Consider the following 18,400-nt stretch of genomic DNA (forward strand, 5'->3'; position numbering starts at 1 on the left):
CCGACACCGACACCGACACCGACACCGACACCGACACCGACACCGACACCGACACCGACACCAACACCAACACCAACACCAACACCAACACCAACACCAACACCAACCAATGATCCATGGACGCTGGTTTGGGGTGATGAATTCAATGAAGGAAGCATTGATCCTACGAAATGGACCTATGACCTTGGAGATGGTTCGCAATTTAACAATCCAGGTTGGGGTAACAACGAGAAGCAATGGTATACAAGTGATGAGAAGAACGCAAAGGTACAGGATGGTAATCTAGTGATTACGGCGCGTAAAGAAGCGGTAAACGGCAAGGAGTACACTTCTTCGCGGCTTAAAACGAAAGGTCTGTTCAGCAAGAAATATGGGAAATTTGAGATTCGGGCTAAAGCGCCTACCGGAAAAGGGTATTGGCCAGCGATTTGGATGCTGCCGGAGAACTATGAGTACGGGAATTGGGCTTCCTCTGGCGAGATTGATATTATGGAAGGCTGGGGCAGCCGTCCTAATACGGTAGCAGGTACCATTCACTATGGTGGCGAATGGCCAAACAATGTATATTCCGGCAAAGAGTATGTATTTCCGAAAGGTACTTCGATTGAACAGTACCATACGTATTCCATTGAATGGGAGCCAGGTGAAATTCGCTGGTATGTAGACGGTAATCTGTTCTTGACTAAAAATGACTGGTACAGCATTAGCAACGGGCAGCCTGCGAATAATGCTTATCCAGCACCATTTAATCAGGAGTTCCACCTGCTGTTAAATTTGGCTGTCGGCGGCAACTTCGATGGTGATCCAACACCAGAGACTGTATTTCCGAAATCGATGCAGGTTGATTATGTCAGAGTTTATGAACTGACAGGCCGTGAGTATCGTGAGCCGGTGCCAGTAACGCTGGATAAGGAACCTTACTTGGAAGGCTCAAAGCTAGCACTTCCTGACGGGAACCTTGTCTATAACAACAACTTCACGGGGCAGGTTGCGGGAGATGATGGAATGGGCATACCGAATACTTCACACTGGGTTTTGTTTAAAGAACCAGGAACTGATGCTACAGTCTCCATTGTACCGATTGGGGGAAAAAATTTCGTAAAGGTAAATATCAGTAATGCTGGAGGCAATGCCTATTCCGTTCAACCTCAAGCGATCGTATCCGTTGCTAAGGGCAGATTCTATAAGCTCAGTTTCGATGCGAAAACAGACATATCTCGTAATATTAGCGTTAAACTAACGGGGGGAGAATCACGTGGCTTTGCAGCTTATTCCCCAGCTCTTAAGGCAGAGCTGACGTCCCAGATGACCCATTACGAAACGATGTTTCAAATGAAAGAGAACTCTGATATTGCAGCACGGATAGAGTTCAACATGGGTACTAATGCTTCACCAGTTTGGTTCGGAAATGTCCGTCTCGAAGAGATAGAAAGTATTCCGTTCGATCATGATGGACCGAAAACACCACTTGGCAGCGGCAATCATCTGTACAATGGCACTTTCGATCTTGGTGAGCCCAATCGGATGAGCTATTGGCACGTAGAAACAGTCAATGGCTCAACGGCCGCCGCTAAAGTAGATGACAAAGGCAAGCTGAATGTGGAAATTGGCGGCAGTGAAAGTGGCGAAGTTCGATTGCTTCAGAAGGGAATTCAGCTTATACAGGGCCAAGATTATGAGCTTACTTTTAATGCTGCAGTATCCTCTGCACGTACTGCCACAGTTCAGCTTCTTGGAAAAGACAGCAGCGTACATGCGCAGCAGTCGGTTAACTTAGCCCAAGGTGCACAAGAAATAAAAGCAGTCTTCACCAACCTTGCAGGTGCAACGGATCATGAGGGACAATTTGTATTACTTCTAAACGGTGCTACCGATACAGTCATCTTGGATAACTTCAAGTTGCTGCGAACGAGCTTTTATTATGATCCATCCCTTGTTTACTATCCGCTGGTGAATGGTGAATTCAACGCTGAATTTCTTGCCTGGGATCGGCTGTTGACGGAGCAGGGCGGACAGAGCACTGCTACAGCTACAGATGGAACAGCGAAGTTTAACATTACGAATACGGGTAGTCAGCCATATTCCGTGATGTTGTTTCAAAATAATTTGAAAGCTGCCAGTGGAATAGATTATGTGCTGGAGTTTGATGCCAGTTCAACCATAGCCCGAAAAATCGGAGTAAACGTTGAAAATGCGTCTTATCAGGCTTCGTTCACGAAAATTGTAGAGATTACACCAACAACTAATCATTACAAATACGAATTCCGTCAAGGCAGTAAGGACACACTATCTCTAAAATTTCTTCTTGGAAAGGTTGAGGGAATTAGTATTCCTCAAAGCCATGATATTATCATCGATAATGTGAAATTTGAAATCAAAAATGCACCGGCCAAACCGCAGGAATTACTAAGTGATAGCAGCAATAACAGAGTTTCGCAGCCGATTGAGCTAACCTTCATAGATCATGAGGATTGGAGAAAGAAAATTGTTGCAGTGAAGGTTAATGGTATAACTCTTGAAACCGAACAATACACCATTGAACCTGGAAAAATCACAATCGATGCAGCAGTATTTCCATCCGAGGGCAGCTATACAATCACTGTAGAGGCTGACCATTACGCAAATGGATCTGTGCTTCAGACGATACTTGCTAACGATAACAATCTAGTCATAAATGGCTCGTTCGGCAGTGGGAAGACTGGCTGGTCTACCTGGTCTGGAGAAGGTGGTATTTCTGCGTTTGATGTGAAGGATGGCGTGGCAGAAATCTTGATTACGTCGGCAGGATGGGAGGCGTGGCATACACAATTTTACCAAGAGGGTATCCCACTGGAAGGCGGAAAAACGTATGAAGTGAGCTTTAAGGCGAAATCAACGGTTCCGCGGCAGATTATCCTAGAATACTCCAAAACTTCTGCAGCCTCAGCTCAAGCTAAATTTGATATTACTGCTGATTGGGCAACTTATGGCGCACAATTTACGGTGTCGAACAGCAATCCGATGCAGCTGAATTATCTGATCGGCAAAACGCTGGGCACTGATCCTACGGCTAACAGTACGCCACATTCGATTTCTTTTGACGATATTGTGGTCCGGGAGGTACAGGGTGGTCCGCCAGTGACACCACCAAGCGGCACGCTGGATAATGGAACCTTTGATGTGGATTCCAAAGGGTGGAGCCAGTATTTTGATGGAACTGGATCTGCTGCAGTAAAAGATGGGGAATTTGCGATAGACCTGACAGGCACAGGGCAAGCTGCCTACAGCGCACAAGTGGATTACGAAAACCTCAAGCTTGTTCAGGGAAAGACGTACACCTTGAAGTTTAAGGCCCGTTCTACGGTAAACCGTAATATTCAGGTAGCTGTGGAGCATAAAGGCTTTGACTACACCAAATATATGGAAGCTGAGCTTGTAGCTCTGACCCAGAATATGAAGGAATTCAGCTACACATTTACCATGAACGGTGCGACAGACGCAGGGGCTCATCTGGTATTTTTACTAGGGCTTATTGATGGAAACAGTACGGAGACGAATAGTGAAATTAGTGCGGGCAGCACGATTTATTTGGATGATGTAACCTTAATCGAAAGTTAAACGAAAAAAAAAACGGCAGTGGTTTCCTTTTTACAGGAGCACTGTCGTTTTTTTGGTTTGGAATTAGGATTCTTCTTTAGGGATAAATTCGAAGATCTTACCATTCTCAAAGGATTCTATTAATTTTAGCAACCAGCGGTAGTAATTAATGGATTCGGTAATCTTCTCTTCATCTGTATTTAAGAGCTGCATAAGTTTACTATCGTCACTATACTCTTTTTTCATATCGTTAATTTCTGCAAGTGATTTCGCTAGTGAGATCATATTTCCTTCGACGGCTTTTCTCCATTTAATAGAGAAGTAATCACTGAAGTTCTGATGCCAGTCAGGCACAGTGGTGAACAGGTCTTTGCGGGTCCCTCTCCCCCAAACTTTATCGATCATTTTCAGATCTAGGAGGGTACGGACTCCCGTACTCATGGACGTTTTGCTCATTCCCATTGTTTTGCTAAGTTCGTCCAGTGTTACTGGACCTTGATTGAAATACATATAACCGTATAAATGCCCAATGGATAAAGTGATGCCGTATAGGTCCATATTTTTACCGATAGAGTCTATCACGCGTTCACGGGCCTTACTAATCTTCTCTATTTGTTCGGGTGTTAACCCTTCTAAATCGTTCATGATGTCCCTCCTGAGGAATAGGTCGATAGACTGCTGCAACCTTATACAATGTATTGTAATCAAATCCCCCTCCATAAGTAAAGAAATCATGAAGAAAGGAATTTGGTGTAAAACAGAGTATTCTATACATAAAGTACGTAAAGTTAAAACTGTACACTAAATTTTATCCGTATATGGTGTTTGCATGAATTTTCAATAGTCCGGTACACTACTATAAGTGAACTAAACCCGGATATATCTTCGGGAGAAGGAGGACGGCATGGCTATTATAGAGGTGAAAAAGCTAACCAAAGTATTCGGTCATGATGCGGGAAAGGCAATTCCATTATTAGAGCAGGGGTGGTCGAAGGAAAAGATCGCCCAGGAATTAAAGTTGACGGTCGGAGTCAACAAAGCCGAATTCAGCATTGAAGAAGGAGAAATATTCGTCATTATGGGATTGTCCGGCAGCGGTAAGTCAACGTTGGTTCGATTGTTGAACCGTTTGATTGAACCTACAGGGGGACAAGTCCTTTTTAAAGGAAAAGACGTCGTGAAAATGAACCCGGAGGAGCTTCGGCAATTTCGACGCAAGAACATCGGCATGGTGTTCCAGAAGTTCGCATTGTTTCCACACCGGACGGTATTGGAGAATGCGGAATACGGACTTGAGGTTCAGGGTGTAGATAAAAAGAAGAGAACTGAACGGGCCATGGAGGCATTGCATCTAGTGGGTCTAAAGGGCTGGGAGAACCATCGCCCGGATCAACTCAGCGGAGGGATGCAGCAGCGTGTAGGACTAGCAAGAGGACTTGCTAATGACCCTGATATTCTGCTCATGGACGAAGCCTTTAGTGCACTGGATCCGCTGATTCGTAAAGATATGCAGCAGGAGCTGCTGGAATTGCAGTCCAGAGTGAAGAAGACAATTGTGTTCATCACTCATGATCTAGACGAAGCCCTGCGGATTGGTGATCGGATTGCGCTGATGAAAGACGGTGTTATCGTGCAGATTGGTACACCGGAAGAGATTCTCATTCAACCTGCCAATAAATATGTAGAGCGTTTCGTGGAGGATGTGGACTTGTCCAAGGTGCTAACTGCAGCTCATGTGATGCGGCAACCGGAAACGGTTAGACCTGAGCGTGGACCTCGTGTAGCACTTCAGTTAATGCGTGATAGCGGTATTTTCAGCCTGTATGTGGTAGACAAAGAAAATAAGCTCCTGGGTGTTATTACAGCTGAAGACGCAGCACAGGCACTAAAAGATAATAAATCTATTCTAGAGGTTACCCGGCGGGAGATTCCTCGTGTATATCCAGAAACACTGCTCAATGATTTCTTTGAACTAATATCTGAGACACATTTGCCTGTAGCCGTCGTAGATGAAGCGGATAAATTAAAGGGCATTGTGATTAAGGGAGCCGTTCTTTCCGCACTCGCGGGTAACGCGGTACCGGAAGGAGAAGGATCTTAATGGACATTCCAAAACTGCCTTTAGGAAAGGCACTCGAGTGGTTGGAAAACTGGCTAACGACGTATTGTGGCCCCTTGTTCGACTTTATCGCTACGATTATCGGTGGGATGGTTTCTGCGATTGAAGGTGCGCTCACGTTCCTGCCTGCATTAGTGCTTATCGTACTTATTGCAGCTTTGTCATATTGGATTGGGAAATGGCGCATGGCTTTATTTGCGGTAATCGGACTGCTCTTAATCGATAATCTCGGATTATGGGGACCTTCGATGCAATCCTTAGCCCTTGTTCTAACCGCCTCGATATTGGCTGTAGTAATCGGCGTACCGATTGGTATTTTGTGTGCGCAGAGAAATGCGGTTAGAAATACAGTTACGCCTATTTTGGACTTTATGCAGACGATGCCGGCATTTGTGTATTTATTGCCAGCGGTATCTTTTTTCTCACTTGGGGTAGTTCCAGGTGTAATTGCATCGATCATCTTTGCGATTCCACCAACAATTCGTTTGACCAATCTCGGTATTCGTCAAGTTTCAGAGGAGCTAGTTGAAGCAGCCGATGCTTTCGGTTCAACACCAACTCAGAAACTGGTTAAATTGCAGCTGCCGATCGCACTGCCAACGATTATGGCAGGCGTCAATCAGACGATTATGTTATCACTCTCAATGGTTGTCATCTCATCTATGATTGGTGCGCAAGGTGTAGGTGCCTATGTATACCGCGCGGTATCGCAGGCTAAGACAGGAGATGGGTTCGAGGCGGGGATTGCTATCGTTATTATAGCTATTCTACTCGACCGTTTAACGCAGAACGCACTAAAACCAAAACAGAGATAGGGGTTTTAAATAGATATGAAGAAAAAAAATATAGGTTTATTCCTGTTAGTGATTATGATGATTACTGTTATTGCCGGATGTTCATCCACTAGTACAGAAAAAGTGAAATTGGCTTATGTGGCATGGGATTCCGAAATTGCGAGTACTTATGTTGTTAAAGAAGTACTTGAAACTAAGCTTGGAGCTACCGTTGAAATGCTGCAGGTAGATGCAGGCCCAATGTGGGCAGGGGTTGCTGATGGTAGTGCGGATGCTATGGTCGCAGCTTGGCTACCAAGCACGCATGCAGCTTATTTAGAGAAGTATGGTTCGAAAATCGAAGATTTAGGTGCTAATTTGAACGGAACTAAAGTTGGTTTAGCGGTTCCAGCGTATATGGATATTAATTCTATTGAAGACTTGAAGAACAGTGACCTGGCAGGTAAATTGAGCAATCGAATTATCGGAATTGAGCCTGGTGCTGGTATTATGACGACGACTGAAAAGGCTATTGCGGAATATGGTCTTAGTGAATATACGCTTCTAGAAAGTTCATCGGCAGCGATGGCTCAGGAGCTGCAAAAAGCCTATGACAACAACGAGCCTATCGTTGTAACGGGTTGGACACCACACTGGATTTTCGCCAATATGGACCTGAAATATCTGGAAGATCCAAAAGGTGTATATGGTGCGGATGAGCAAATCCATACGATGGTTCGTCAAGGTCTGAAAGAAGAGATGCCGAATGTCTATAAGTTCTTGGATCAATTCGAATGGACAGCAGAAGACATGGCGAAAGTAATGGTTGAGGTTCAAGGTGGGAAGTCACCAGAAGAAGCTGCTAAAACTTGGGTAGAAAACAACCCGGATAAAGTGAATGCGTGGATTCAAGGTGTAGAATTGTAAGTAGATAGAATTCTGTGGTATGATGTGAAGAATCAATGGATTACAAAAGTGTAACTTGTACGCTAACCACTGTTCTTTACAAATGCACTTCATAAGCAAAATCATTCAATAAAACACCCCGGAAGGGGTGTTTTTCTTGGGAATATAAGCAAAGTATTCAAAGGAATATCTATACTTTGTATATATTTTAATGCTCACACTTATGCTTTAGCGAAGTAAATCAGGAGGCAGCTGCTGCAAGGAGTCAAGAGAGGAGACTGCTTCATGACAGAGACCATAAATACCTGGATAGATTGGCTGCTGCAAACGCTTGGCCTTAGTGGACCCTCTATTTTATTTGTGACGATTCCATTGGCGCTGTTGCAGAGTATATTAGGATTTTTTCCGTTCGTAATTTTGATTGTCCTCCATGTGTCTGTATTTAACGTTATTGGAGGTATGATAATTAGTTGGCTGGCTTGTAATCTGGGTGGAATACTGATGTACTTCCTTATTCGACGATACCTTTACAATTGGTTTGATCGAAAATGGAGGTCCAAGCTGAAAAGGTATGACAAATGGCAGCGTTACTTGGACCGATATGGAATTTGGACGCTGGTACTTCTACGTACGATTCCCATTATTCCGAACAATGTAATCAATTTTATGTCCGCTGTTTCACCGATAAAAGCATCATCTTTTATTTGGGGAACCGTGCTTGGGAATCTGTCCTACATTTGGCTATTCGGTACGATCGGCTCAAGCTTAATCGTCCCTAGGGAAGAATGGAATGGATATATTACTTGGTATGCCGTGTTTATCGCTATTCTAATCGGTATCTTTATACGGCGGCACTGGGACCATCTACAGGAGGATAAACGGAGAAGAATGCAATAATATTATTTGATCATCAAATGAATGAAGAACGTTTCTTTGGCATTATCTGCCGGAGGGAACGTTCTTCTTTTTTGCCATCTTTCCGAATACCTTAAACTAAGTGGAGGTGGCTTGACCTCTACGTAAGGTAGGAGGGACTATCGCAATGGGGAGATTAAGAAAATGGGGGAACCGAGGGCTAAGATTACCTGATCTAGGTCAGCTTCGGCTGCCAAAAATAAATGGGGGCGGGACGCCGAGGTTCTCTGGAAGGAGCTCCGCGTTCAAGTCAAAACCTAGTAGGGCAGCGGCAAGACCACAGAGTGCACGCTTTGAAGCTAAGCGAAGTAGAAGTCATATGAGATCATCAAGTAGGGCAGAGAGAAAGATGACCGTTTCCGGCGGAAACACGCGTAAGCCAAGAAGCCGGCGCAAATTTTGGTTGATTGCATCCTTGGTATTGATTGTGCTTGTACTACAAGCACTGCGATACGTGGAGCTGCACATGAAGCCACCTATCTTGCATTTAGCGCAAATTCGTGTGAAGCAAATCGCAACAGAGTCGATAAATAAAGCGATCACTTCACAAGTTGCGAACGGAGGAAATGCGGAGGAACTAATTGATTGGAAGACCGATAAGAACGGGAAAATATCAGGCTTTATGTTGAACTATGCGGAGCATATGCGTATTACTTCGCAAGCAGCAGAGGTAATCCAGACCACGTTGCAGGATTTGCATAATCAGACAGAATATATTCCGCTCGGTCAGGCACTAGGTAGTCCTCTCATCGCCTCTTATGGACCTGATATCCCGATCAAGATTGAACCGCAAGGTGCTGTTAAGGTTGAACTCAGCACTCGCCAGCAAAATGCCGGAATTAATATGATTTTAGTTGAGGTCTATATCCATATTGTTACGGAGGTAGCGGTGGTTATTCCTTTTGACATGGAACCCCAAGTAGTGGATACGGAAATTCCAGTGTCATATTTGATGGTCGTCGGAGACGTGCCAATGTATTACTACGATAATCAGGGTCAGCCTGTCGGAGCTAATGGCAGCAGTGCCCCGGGAATTGCTATTCCTGCACCATCTGTAAGTGGAGATAAAAATGGAGTATCAGATCAGAGCAAGGATACCCCTGGGAATAGCCAAGAGGATAGCAATTCATCACCAGCCGCACCCAATTCTTCGAATACAGGCGCAGCTCATACAGAAGAAGGCGGCAAAGGTGTAAATGGAGGGAATTAAGGGATATCGTGCTTAACCGCTCATAGACTATAGGTAGAGTTGCTTTAAATAAATGGAGCGTGAGTCCTAATGTCACATGAATCGCTGAATATGGAACGCTTGGCAGGGAGATATGGTTTCCTTGAACGTGCCGGACTTCTACCCTTGCCTAGTGAAGATGGGATTTCTATTGTAGTTGAGCTTAGCCGTATGGAATGTGCGAGGGTCTGTTTACCCCTGCTGCTGCGTCACTCGGGAGTGGCTGTGCGCATTATTGCTGTTTCAATGACGCCCGATTTCCCCATGGAGGGATTAGCAAGACAGTTCTCGCCAGAGGAACCAGTGCTCTTCCTACCCTATGAGAAGGAGGAGTATATGCCCAACCTAGCTCTGGCCCATATCGAGACCACCTTTGCTGTTCTGCTTGAAGATTCGATTATGGTATCGCCTGGCTGGTTAAGCGAGTTAATGTGGGCTACCTTTGATGATGCTTCCGTTAGAGTCTTAGCTCCGCGTTCTTCTACCGAGAGAGGGGAAGGGAAGAAACGGCTTCACTTTGGTACTCATCATGAATTAGCTGAGCATGTAAGTTACAGTCTTGGGCGGTATCAAGGCGAATGGCGCGAGGTGGAAGTGCTAACCGGATCTTGTCTTCTATTCACTAGGGAATTGATTCAGCGAATTGGCGGCTTTGACTCCTCGCTTCAAGCGCGGCACCTCATGATAGCTGATTGGTGTCTCCGAGCGCGGCAGATTGGAGCGAAACTGGCACTGAGTGAAGCTGTGTATGTTCATGCTATTCAGTCACTGGATAGATACCTGAGAACGAAGGACGAATCCAAACAGACGAATGGCTGGCAGACATACTACAAGAAATGGGCACTTAAAAGCGGGATAGAGAACGAAGGACTTTTAGTACCGCCTACTGAATCCTTAAAATTTCCACAGCCGGTTATACCATTGGGCAGTATACCCTTAGCTTCTCCGTTGGTAACGGCCATAGTGTATTGTGATGAAGCTTGGGATTGTGATGAGCTGAAGGAGCAATGGATAGCTGCACGGGAGCAGCAGAGCTATAAGTATATTCGCTGGATTTGGATCAGAGATACTTTGCTGGACGCTGCTCCTGAGTTTCCAGTTAGCGAACATGATGTAGTGATAACGGTTCATGGTGAGGATGGATGGTTACGGGCGTTAAAGAACGCATCTGCATTATATGAGAGTGAGATCATTCTGTATTTGTCCACTTCTATCCAATATGGGAAACATTATATTGAGCGGGTGGTGAAGGCCATAACCCAAGGCTCCGCTGATCTGATCGTAAGTTTATCGACTGAAATGGAGGAAGCGGGGGTTCATTTACTTGCAGGGGGAGATTCAGCGCTCACGCTACCTCTTGAACGTGTTGCTTACAAAGGAGGGATCGTGCCTGGGATGATTAGCAATAGGAAGTTTACTTCCCGTCAATTGCTGCTTCACCCTGATGCCTCTCTGGTAATAGGCTATATTGGGGATTTGTCCGATTCCAAGGAGGCACACCCATGAAATATTTAATTCTAAGCGGAGGTTCTTGGGAGGACTACGAATATAAAAGATTGCTAGAGCTTCTTCCCGACCGGGAAGGGGTCTGCTTTGCTGGACGAATGACCAATGAGCAGCAGACTAACAATCAGATTAGGGCAGTTGCGGCTGCAGATATTTATTCTTTGAACATGAAGCGATACACGATTCTGGTCTCTTCTCCTTATTGGCTCTCAGAGGTTCTCTCCTTGCAGGCAGCTTATGTAGTGGCTCTGCTAGAACGTTGTCCGGAAGAAGAAAAGAAGTGGTTATGGGATAAATACAGCGGTTTGCTTGGCGCAAAGGCTGACCTTGTAGCCACCCGATCTGAACGGATATATCTAGAGCAGAGCTTACGCAGGGAAGGAGTGCTCTATCTCGGCGGAGATCAGCAGGAATCCTATGGAGCTACCTTTCAGGGAGATCGGCTGTATTTTCTTACGGATTATGAGGTACTGTGGAGGAAGGCCATAGTGAACTTGTGGCAGGATTCAACGATATCACCTGCTGATTGGGTTACTATACAGCTTGAGTTGCGGGCGGACTATTACATTTCCATGTGTGCTAAGCTGCCCAGTCAACCTGTTGTACATTACTTGGCAGCTTCCTATCTGTACTTGTTGGGGGATTCCGTAGCAAACCGCTATCTGGCGCAATCCTTTGAGCTCATGGTGCTGTATGAATATTTAGATTGCCTTCATTCACATTTTCGTTTTTTTTCGGCTATAGAGGGTAAGACTGGGGATTTGGAAACAGCTGTTCAACAATATACGATTACGGCATTTACAGCTGAGGAGAAGCGGGATGCGGAAAGGCTGCGGGGCTGGCTTCAATCCGGGCAGTACGAGCTTGTTCGGGCAGAGCTGTTTCGCTTGAATGAGGATGAAGCTGCGGCAGTACGGATTCTGAGTTCGCTCACTACCTCAGAGGCGAAGATGTTATTGATTCAGAATTATATTCGGACCTTCCAATGGGAGAAAGCGCTAGAGCTTCAGCAAGATTTGGAGGGAAGTGTTGATGGGGTTATAGAAGGCACAATACACTTACTACATGGCAGACGGCATGAGGCTATACGCAGCTTTTTGAATGCGGCAGGGCAAGACAATCAGGCGTGGCCGCTTTTATCAGAGATGGCAGATCTAGAAGAGGCTGTAAAACGATTGAAAAGGGGAGTGGAGGGATGAGTAGTCATAGATGGCCTCTCCGCAAAACAGCAGGTAACCGCTTGACCGCTATGATGCAGGTTCGAAACGAAGCTGGTAGGTATCTGGAGCAGGTGCTTGAAGAACTGAGTGAGTTCGTGGATGATATTGTAGTTGTTGATGATGGAAGTACAGATCATACGGCACAGTTATGTCGTTCGTTTGCGAAGGTTACGAAGCTTGTGACACTGGAGACCTCCTTGTTTAATCGGGAGTGGGAGCTTAGGCAGATGTTATGGGATTTGGCGGTATCTACGAATCCGGATTGGCTCCTGTCTGTAGACGCTGATGAGTTCTATGAAGAGGCAGCTAAACGGGAGATGAGACGGCTGATTGATCAGGATGTATATGACTGGGTATCTTTCCGGCTATTTGATTTCTGGGGTGGCACCACCCATTATCGTGAAGATGAACATTGGAATATCCATACGAAGCATACTCGTACACTTGTCCGATATTTGCCGAATTTTCATTATTTCTTCCCGAAAATGGATCATCATGTTCCTAGGCTGCCGCTTTCCTACTCTGTATTGCCGGGTTTTCTTGCCGAACTGCGGGTGAAACATTATGGATGGGCGGTTCCGCCGGAAGAGCTTCGACTTAAATACTCGCGTTATATGGAGCTTGATCCAGAGGGGCGCTGGGGGAGTCTGGAGCAGTACCAGTCCATTCTAGATGAGCAGCCCCATTTGATCGAATGGAAAGAATAGCTCTGAAATCCGAATCTGCAGTCGGTTAGGTCTGACTGGCAGATCTGACGAGCAGCCCCCATGGGATTTGACCTGTGGAAATCCCATGGGGATAAGCTTTTGCCGCGAGTATGAGTTTGTAGTATGAGAGACCGACTGCAGCGGTAGTTCCCCCGATTCTGCGCAAAGTCATTTCATCTGATTGAGCGATCTTTGGAGTTTCCCCACAGGAGTAAGCTATTGCCACATACAATAGCCATTCGGCGCAGTCCGTCGAAGCATTATAATGAGGGGTTTGACTGAGATAGATGGAACACCACTGTTTCTTTACGGGGATAGGAGCCTCAAGCAATCCATAGTATAAGGGCTGTGGCAGCTTGCACCACTGGAATAAAGAGCCCTCTGATTGTCGATAAAGCGATAATACACTATCCCAAGCACCGACCTGAAGCAGCAATTGCATTGCGTAGCTCAGATCAGGAAGAGCAGGCTTAGTGTCAGAACGACTTGTTAAGATATGATGAATTGTTAGCATCCCCGGTCTGTATGGCGATATGGAGATAAGCCACTTCATGGCTGATTCAGTATCTCCAGCACGGCAAGACAAAGCCCAGAGATAACCGAGTATAGATGAACGTTCGGAAAGAACAGATGGATTATGAAGCAACTGCTCAAGCGGTGCGAGGGTGTGTTCCCCCTCTTGCTGCTGAGTACAAGCAAGGAAAGCCTCCACAATGATTTGAACGGCTAGCGGTAGCTGCAAAGCAAAAGAGAGAGTGAACAGCCATTCATAGTCACGAGCATTGAGCGCCGCGGGCACAAGATAGCCTAAGGTAATTGGTGAGAGAGTGTGGATATGGTAGCGGGTCAATGCGATCAGACTTAACCTCTCTCCAGATAGCAGGCTTAGTGGGACAAGCTGTTTCCACGCATCCGTATAATCTGGTTTGAATTGTATAGCAGCCTCGTAGTGTTTCCGCGCGTTTGGATATAGAAATAACTTCTCGCATACTCTGCCCGCTAGTAGTTCTGTTCGATACGTTCCACTTCCCGAAGAAGATGGATATAGATGTGCTGTATCCCGGCTCTTCAGTGCTTGCTGCAAGAAGTGTCTAGCTTGTCTAAGCTGTCCTTGTTCGAGCAACAAAGCAGCATAACCCTCTAATAAATCAGTGAAATCAGGAAACAATAAGCTCCCCGCATGAAAGACTTCCTCAGATTCCTGCTGCCTGTTACATCGTTGTAAGGCATAGGCAGTCTTTAGATAAATATCGGAGGCATACCCGGATTGGGTTGGAACATCAGCGAGTAATGGAAGAAGTACATCTGCCACTGCATGATATTGTTCCTGTTGATAATGCTCTACCCCTAGTGCATAACGAAGGATTAGATGGTTCGGTTGAAGCTGCAGACCACTATTGATGAGAGCTAAATTGCGCTGGTATTTATTTTTGTGCTGTAGTTCATCCTCTAAATAACCGTAGTGATAAATACGCAATTCAGCGTAAGCAATCTCCCCCGCAGGAAGCTCCCAAATGCTGCTGGCCGTCTCCTCATGAATGATTCCACGAAAGATGATTCTTTTATCGTTTCTGAACAGGCGGCAGACATGATCGGTAACAAAATCCGCTTCAGGGGCGTCACCGATATAGTGGATAATGGGTAGCCAATATCCGTGAATATGCGATGCGTCCAGCAGGTGCTGGAGCTGCTCCCTCCTCCAATGATCTACAGCCTCATCGGCATCAAGTACCAGAATCCAAGGGGAAGTTGCATGCTTCAGACTTAGGTTTCGTGCTTTCGAGAAATCATTCTCCCAAGTCATATCGATGATCTTTGCACCGAACTTAGTTGCTATGTCTATGCTATTATCCTCAGACCCGGTATCCACAATGATGATTTCTGATACGATTCCTTGCACAGAGGACAGGCATTTCTCCAGGTGGTTCGCCTCATTCTTAATGATCATACAAAGTGTGATATCGGGTGTGGTCATAGAAAACGTCCCTCCTATTCTGAAACTTTGGGAAGCGGAAGAGCTAGGCGTACTCTTTTGACCGCTGGTGAATAGGTAGCAGAAGAGGATAATGAAGCAAGCAGACGATCCGCTAACACAATCTGTGAACGCCCCTGCTCAGATGCTTGATTAAATGCCACTTCCATAGAAATGGGCTGCTCTGTGGCATTTATCAGCTGTGCGGCTGCTTCATTACATCCCTCACTCTGTAATAATTCTAGGAGAATCCTGTTCTTAGTCACTGTGTAGTCTGGCAGATGAGCGTGGAACCAACCGTAAATCTCACTCTCGCGACCTGCACATTTCAGGGCTCGCAGTAGCCGGGCAATGACGGGAGTCGGTTCGGGATGAAGCTGTGCGGTTTTGGTGTAACAAGCAATGGCTTCGGTCTCATCACCCATCTCTTCACATAATTGACCCAGCATATAATAGGTTAAATATGAACCGAATCCAGCCTCAGTATGGTAGCCGGGAGGAGCAGCTCCGATGACCAGCGCTTGTAGCAACGCTACTTTGGCTTCTGCAAAGGCACCTAATTGTAAGAGTAGAGCCCCTTTGATATGAGCTAAGTCTGGGTAATCCGGATGTGAGCTAATCCCACGGTCACAAGCTGCAAGCGCCCCAGGGTAATCTTTTAATTCTGCAAGCGAGCGAATTTCGTATTTGTGCAGCAGGTGGATGTAACTTGTATCAGGCGGTGCCTCTTCTAGTGATTGTTGGATATGTTTTAGAGCAGGTTGATACTCCCCCAGACGCATATACTCAACAGCCATATTAAAATGGTGGAAAGGATCTTTAGGATTTAACCTGAGCTGCTCTTTCAGCAGCTCGACATTTCGTTTGATTTTATCTTTCTTGACGACTACCCCTTCTGCGTAACCATAATGATGGATGACTACAGTGGTCAAATGCATCGGTGCCTGGGGTGTAGCTGTTATGATAGCTTCAGCGATCTGTTCGTGAATGATACCGCTAAACCGGTACTTAGTGCGATTACGAAACATCCGAATAATCGGATTGACGGTGATCGTCTGTGAAGCGGGGGTTAGCCCTTTATGATTATGAATGCGTAGGAAAAATGCCTCGTACTCCATATGCTCGGCACATAGCAGTAATTCTCCCTTGCTCTCTTCACTTAATTCCTCATCTCCATCTAGAATAAGAATCCATTGTCCATGGGCCTGCTGGAGACCTGCGTTGCGGGCAGCAGCAAAGTCGCCGCTCCAAGGGTGTTGTATGATTTTGGCCCCGAAGCTTAGGGCAATTTGAACCGTAGCGTCGGTGGATCCAGTATCGACTACAATGATCTCATCGACGACTCCCCGTACGCTTTTTAAACATTGGCTCAAGCTATCTCCTTCGTTCTTAACGATCATGCATAAGGAAATTAGTGGCTTTCTTCTTGAACGGTTCATAGGGATGACCTCTTTTCGCTCTGACGGAAGCTCCACTGAGTGTGCCAAGGTGTACGATTCAGCAAGGTAATGGATTTGCGGATAGCTCCGATATCCTCCTGCAATGGGCCATGAGCATGGGCATCATTTAAACTTTGTAGAGCCTCTTCCATACTCAGCTTCGCTTGCTGAAGATAACAGAGGGATAAGCCGATCCTTGCGGATTCATGCTCAGGCTCTTGTTCCAACGCTTGCTGAAACCATTCACTGGCTTCGGAATAATGCCCTTTGTCAAAGATCATCTCACCAATATTAAAAAGCACGCTTGCATTGGCGATCTTATCACGAACAAGTACAATAAATTCCTCTCCTGCGGCCTGCCAATTCCCTTCTTTATATAATGCTGTGGCAAATTCAGATCGATATGCAGGGAACAGGTTCACTAAAGTATGACTAAGTGTGAGCTGATGCAGTTTTACGGATTGCCCGATGAGGTCGGAAAGGAATGAGGAATATATGTGATCTGCCTCTATTTCTACCGAACATGCCACTTGTTGGCGTTGGGATCGCTCAATGAATTCCAGTCCAGAACGAAGTTCATCTGATGTATGGTTGAGCAGGTCCTTTTTAAATTCTCCATATCGTTCCCATTGGCAAATGGCCCAAAGAGTATACCACTGCTTTTGATACTCTAAACCAAGGTGATCTTGGGAAGCTAGTAAGGTCATCTGCCCAATAGCTGTACCTGCGTCTTCTAGCTTGCCGGTGATGATGAGTGATGAGATGATTCTATATGCAGTATCCAATTCCAATGGAAAAATATCCCGGGATAAGGTAGCTATGGTCTCATAAGCATTTATCTCATATAAACTGTCAATGATCGCGGATCTACTGATTGAGGTAGTTGGGGGAACGAGTTGGATCAGTAAAGTGGCGATTTCCTCATCGGGTACAGCTAAGCGTTGAAAAGCAGCAGCAATCCCCTGCAAGGCGGGCGTATATAAAGAATGGTGTTGAAGTGTACGATGAAAAAATCTCGCAGCATCCTCAAGAAGACCAAGCCGCTGTGAGATTAAACCCATCCGGTATAGGGGGCGAAAGGTACTCATTCCTTGTTCACATACATATTTTCCGCTAAGTACCTCATGCTCAGGAATGGACTCTGCATGTTGATAAGCTAATAGCGCACGTTCCAAAATGCCTTGGCTCTCTAAAGATTGCCCTAACAAAAAATGCAAATCAGGGTAGTCGCCATAACGTTCCAGTTCAATCATCAGCAAGGGGTCAACCGCATTCGTTTTTCCTTGAGTAAGATAAATTTTACAGAGATCCCTAATCATCGTAGGACGATAGGAGGCTTCGAGTGCTACATGGTGGAGGGCTTGACGAAGCAACGTCTCAGCTTCCAGAAGACGACCGTCCTGACAGAAGTTTACTGCCAAATTATAGGAGTGAAAAGGATCATCCGGATATTCGGTTAAAGCGAGGTGCAGCAGGTGTCTATTTCGATTGATTTTATCTTTTCGTGTCATGATTTCAGGTAAATATCCAAAGTGTATAATCTCAAGTTGACTGTGCTCAATCACCGAGAGGTTATGTTTGCTAAGGATTGAAGTGTCAATTCCCTCATGAATTCTTCCGCTATATTGATAACCCTGTCCATTTCGGAATAAGCGGACTGCACTGTGTTTTACCTTATCTTCAGGTCGTTCGCCAACCCAATTATCAATGTTTACAGTAAAAGCCTGAGCTTGTGTGTTCTGCAGAAGGCTGCGGAGTTCTGTAAGTGGGGTCTGCAAGCACTCATCGGCATCAAGGATAAGAATCCAATTTGTTGAGGCATGAACGAGCCCTTCATTACGAGCTGCCGCGAAATCGTCTGACCATTCCCGTTGGAAGACTCTAGCCCCGTGCGCTTCGGCAATAGCTATGGATTCGTCGGTAGAGCCCGTATCGATCATCACAATTTCGTCAGCACCAGCTACGCTTGCGAGACAGTGAGGCAGGAGATCAGCTTCATCTTTTACGATGAGGTGGACGCCAAGCGTAATATTATTCAT

13 protein-coding genes are annotated in these 18,400 nt (G+C 45.7%); 9 read left to right on the plus strand and 4 right to left on the minus strand.

From position 1 onward, the window contains the following. A partial coding sequence (locus ACWNM1_RS11335; protein WP_449601007.1) for a carbohydrate binding domain-containing protein occupies positions 1–3,597 on the plus strand: 3,597 nt, incomplete at its 5' end. A gap of 63 nt (positions 3,598–3,660) precedes the next feature. Here the strand turns inward: ACWNM1_RS11335 and ACWNM1_RS11340 are convergent. Further along, positions 3,661–4,221 (minus strand): GbsR/MarR family transcriptional regulator, encoded by a 561-nt coding sequence (locus ACWNM1_RS11340; protein ID WP_042191677.1) that lies wholly within the window; start codon positions 4,219–4,221, stop codon positions 3,661–3,663. Between the two features lie 259 nt (positions 4,222–4,480). On the opposite strand from ACWNM1_RS11340, the gene ACWNM1_RS11345 reads away from it, so the two are divergent. From ACWNM1_RS11345 to ACWNM1_RS11380, 8 genes are all read left to right on the plus strand, one after another. Then, a complete protein-coding gene (locus ACWNM1_RS11345; protein WP_042191675.1) occupies positions 4,481–5,677 on the plus strand; it encodes a quaternary amine ABC transporter ATP-binding protein in 1,197 nt (398 codons plus the stop codon). Next, on the plus strand, positions 5,677–6,510 hold the full coding sequence (locus tag ACWNM1_RS11350; protein ID WP_042191673.1) for an ABC transporter permease: 834 nt from the start codon (positions 5,677–5,679) through the stop codon (positions 6,508–6,510). Before ACWNM1_RS11345 ends, ACWNM1_RS11350 begins: the two co-directional genes overlap by 1 nt. Before the next feature lie 15 nt (positions 6,511–6,525). Next, a complete protein-coding gene (locus ACWNM1_RS11355; protein WP_449601008.1) occupies positions 6,526–7,395 on the plus strand; it encodes a glycine betaine ABC transporter substrate-binding protein in 870 nt (289 codons plus the stop codon). Positions 7,396–7,659: 264 nt separating this feature from the next. Continuing rightward, the gene (locus ACWNM1_RS11360) at positions 7,660–8,271 is read left to right on the plus strand and encodes a TVP38/TMEM64 family protein (protein ID WP_449601009.1); all 612 of its coding nucleotides are present in this window, start codon (positions 7,660–7,662) and stop codon (positions 8,269–8,271) included. 145 nt (positions 8,272–8,416) lie between these two features. Continuing rightward, positions 8,417–9,499, plus strand: a complete 1,083-nt coding sequence (gene yunB / locus ACWNM1_RS11365; protein ID WP_371915736.1) for a sporulation protein YunB — start codon at positions 8,417–8,419, stop codon at positions 9,497–9,499. A gap of 69 nt (positions 9,500–9,568) precedes the next feature. Further along, positions 9,569–11,023, plus strand: coding sequence for a hypothetical protein (locus ACWNM1_RS11370; protein ID WP_449601010.1), 1,455 nt, complete (start codon positions 9,569–9,571; stop codon positions 11,021–11,023). Beyond that, positions 11,020–12,222: a hypothetical protein gene (locus tag ACWNM1_RS11375; protein ID WP_449601011.1), complete on the plus strand. Its 1,203-nt coding sequence runs from the start codon at positions 11,020–11,022 to the stop codon at positions 12,220–12,222. Before ACWNM1_RS11370 ends, ACWNM1_RS11375 begins: the two co-directional genes overlap by 4 nt. Next, a complete protein-coding gene (locus tag ACWNM1_RS11380; RefSeq protein ID WP_341051760.1) occupies positions 12,219–12,950 on the plus strand; it encodes a glycosyltransferase in 732 nt (243 codons plus the stop codon). The genes ACWNM1_RS11375 and ACWNM1_RS11380 overlap by 4 nt, the downstream gene beginning before the upstream one ends. A gap of 25 nt (positions 12,951–12,975) precedes the next feature. Here ACWNM1_RS11380 and ACWNM1_RS11385 read toward each other — a convergent pair whose 3' ends face one another. From ACWNM1_RS11385 to ACWNM1_RS11395, 3 genes are read right to left on the minus strand one after another with little or no spacing between them, the layout of a single operon-like run. Next, entirely contained in the window at positions 12,976–14,925 is a 1,950-nt protein-coding gene (locus ACWNM1_RS11385) for a glycosyltransferase (RefSeq protein WP_449601012.1), read from the minus strand. A gap of 14 nt (positions 14,926–14,939) precedes the next feature. After that, complete coding sequence (locus tag ACWNM1_RS11390; RefSeq protein ID WP_449601013.1) at positions 14,940–16,361, minus strand: tetratricopeptide repeat-containing glycosyltransferase family 2 protein; 1,422 nt, start codon at positions 16,359–16,361, stop codon at positions 14,940–14,942. Continuing rightward, entirely contained in the window at positions 16,358–18,400 is a 2,043-nt protein-coding gene (locus ACWNM1_RS11395) for a glycosyltransferase (RefSeq protein ID WP_449601014.1), read from the minus strand. Before ACWNM1_RS11395 ends, ACWNM1_RS11390 begins: the two co-directional genes overlap by 4 nt.

Source organism: Paenibacillus sp. Marseille-Q9583, assembly GCF_976954365.1.

What these genes read in the sequence shown, in the direction of transcription:
- ACWNM1_RS11340 (WP_042191677.1), bottom strand. Translation starts at nt 4,221, where the DNA reads ATGAACGATTTAGAAGGGTTAACACCCGAACAAATAGAGAAGATTAGT.
- ACWNM1_RS11355 (WP_449601008.1), top strand. Translation starts at nt 6,526, where the DNA reads ATGAAGAAAAAAAATATAGGTTTATTCCTGTTAGTGATTATGATGATT.
- ACWNM1_RS11385 (WP_449601012.1), bottom strand. Translation starts at nt 14,925, where the DNA reads ATGACCACACCCGATATCACACTTTGTATGATCATTAAGAATGAGGCG.
- ACWNM1_RS11380 (WP_341051760.1), top strand. Translation starts at nt 12,219, where the DNA reads ATGAGTAGTCATAGATGGCCTCTCCGCAAAACAGCAGGTAACCGCTTG.
- ACWNM1_RS11370 (WP_449601010.1), top strand. Translation starts at nt 9,569, where the DNA reads ATGTCACATGAATCGCTGAATATGGAACGCTTGGCAGGGAGATATGGT.
- ACWNM1_RS11350 (WP_042191673.1), top strand. Translation starts at nt 5,677, where the DNA reads ATGGACATTCCAAAACTGCCTTTAGGAAAGGCACTCGAGTGGTTGGAA.
- yunB (WP_371915736.1), top strand. Translation starts at nt 8,417, where the DNA reads ATGGGGAGATTAAGAAAATGGGGGAACCGAGGGCTAAGATTACCTGAT.
- ACWNM1_RS11345 (WP_042191675.1), top strand. Translation starts at nt 4,481, where the DNA reads ATGGCTATTATAGAGGTGAAAAAGCTAACCAAAGTATTCGGTCATGAT.
- ACWNM1_RS11360 (WP_449601009.1), top strand. Translation starts at nt 7,660, where the DNA reads ATGACAGAGACCATAAATACCTGGATAGATTGGCTGCTGCAAACGCTT.
- ACWNM1_RS11375 (WP_449601011.1), top strand. Translation starts at nt 11,020, where the DNA reads ATGAAATATTTAATTCTAAGCGGAGGTTCTTGGGAGGACTACGAATAT.
- ACWNM1_RS11390 (WP_449601013.1), bottom strand. Translation starts at nt 16,361, where the DNA reads ATGAACCGTTCAAGAAGAAAGCCACTAATTTCCTTATGCATGATCGTT.
- ACWNM1_RS11395 (WP_449601014.1), bottom strand. Translation starts at nt 18,400, where the DNA reads ATGAATAATATTACGCTTGGCGTCCACCTCATCGTAAAAGATGAAGCT.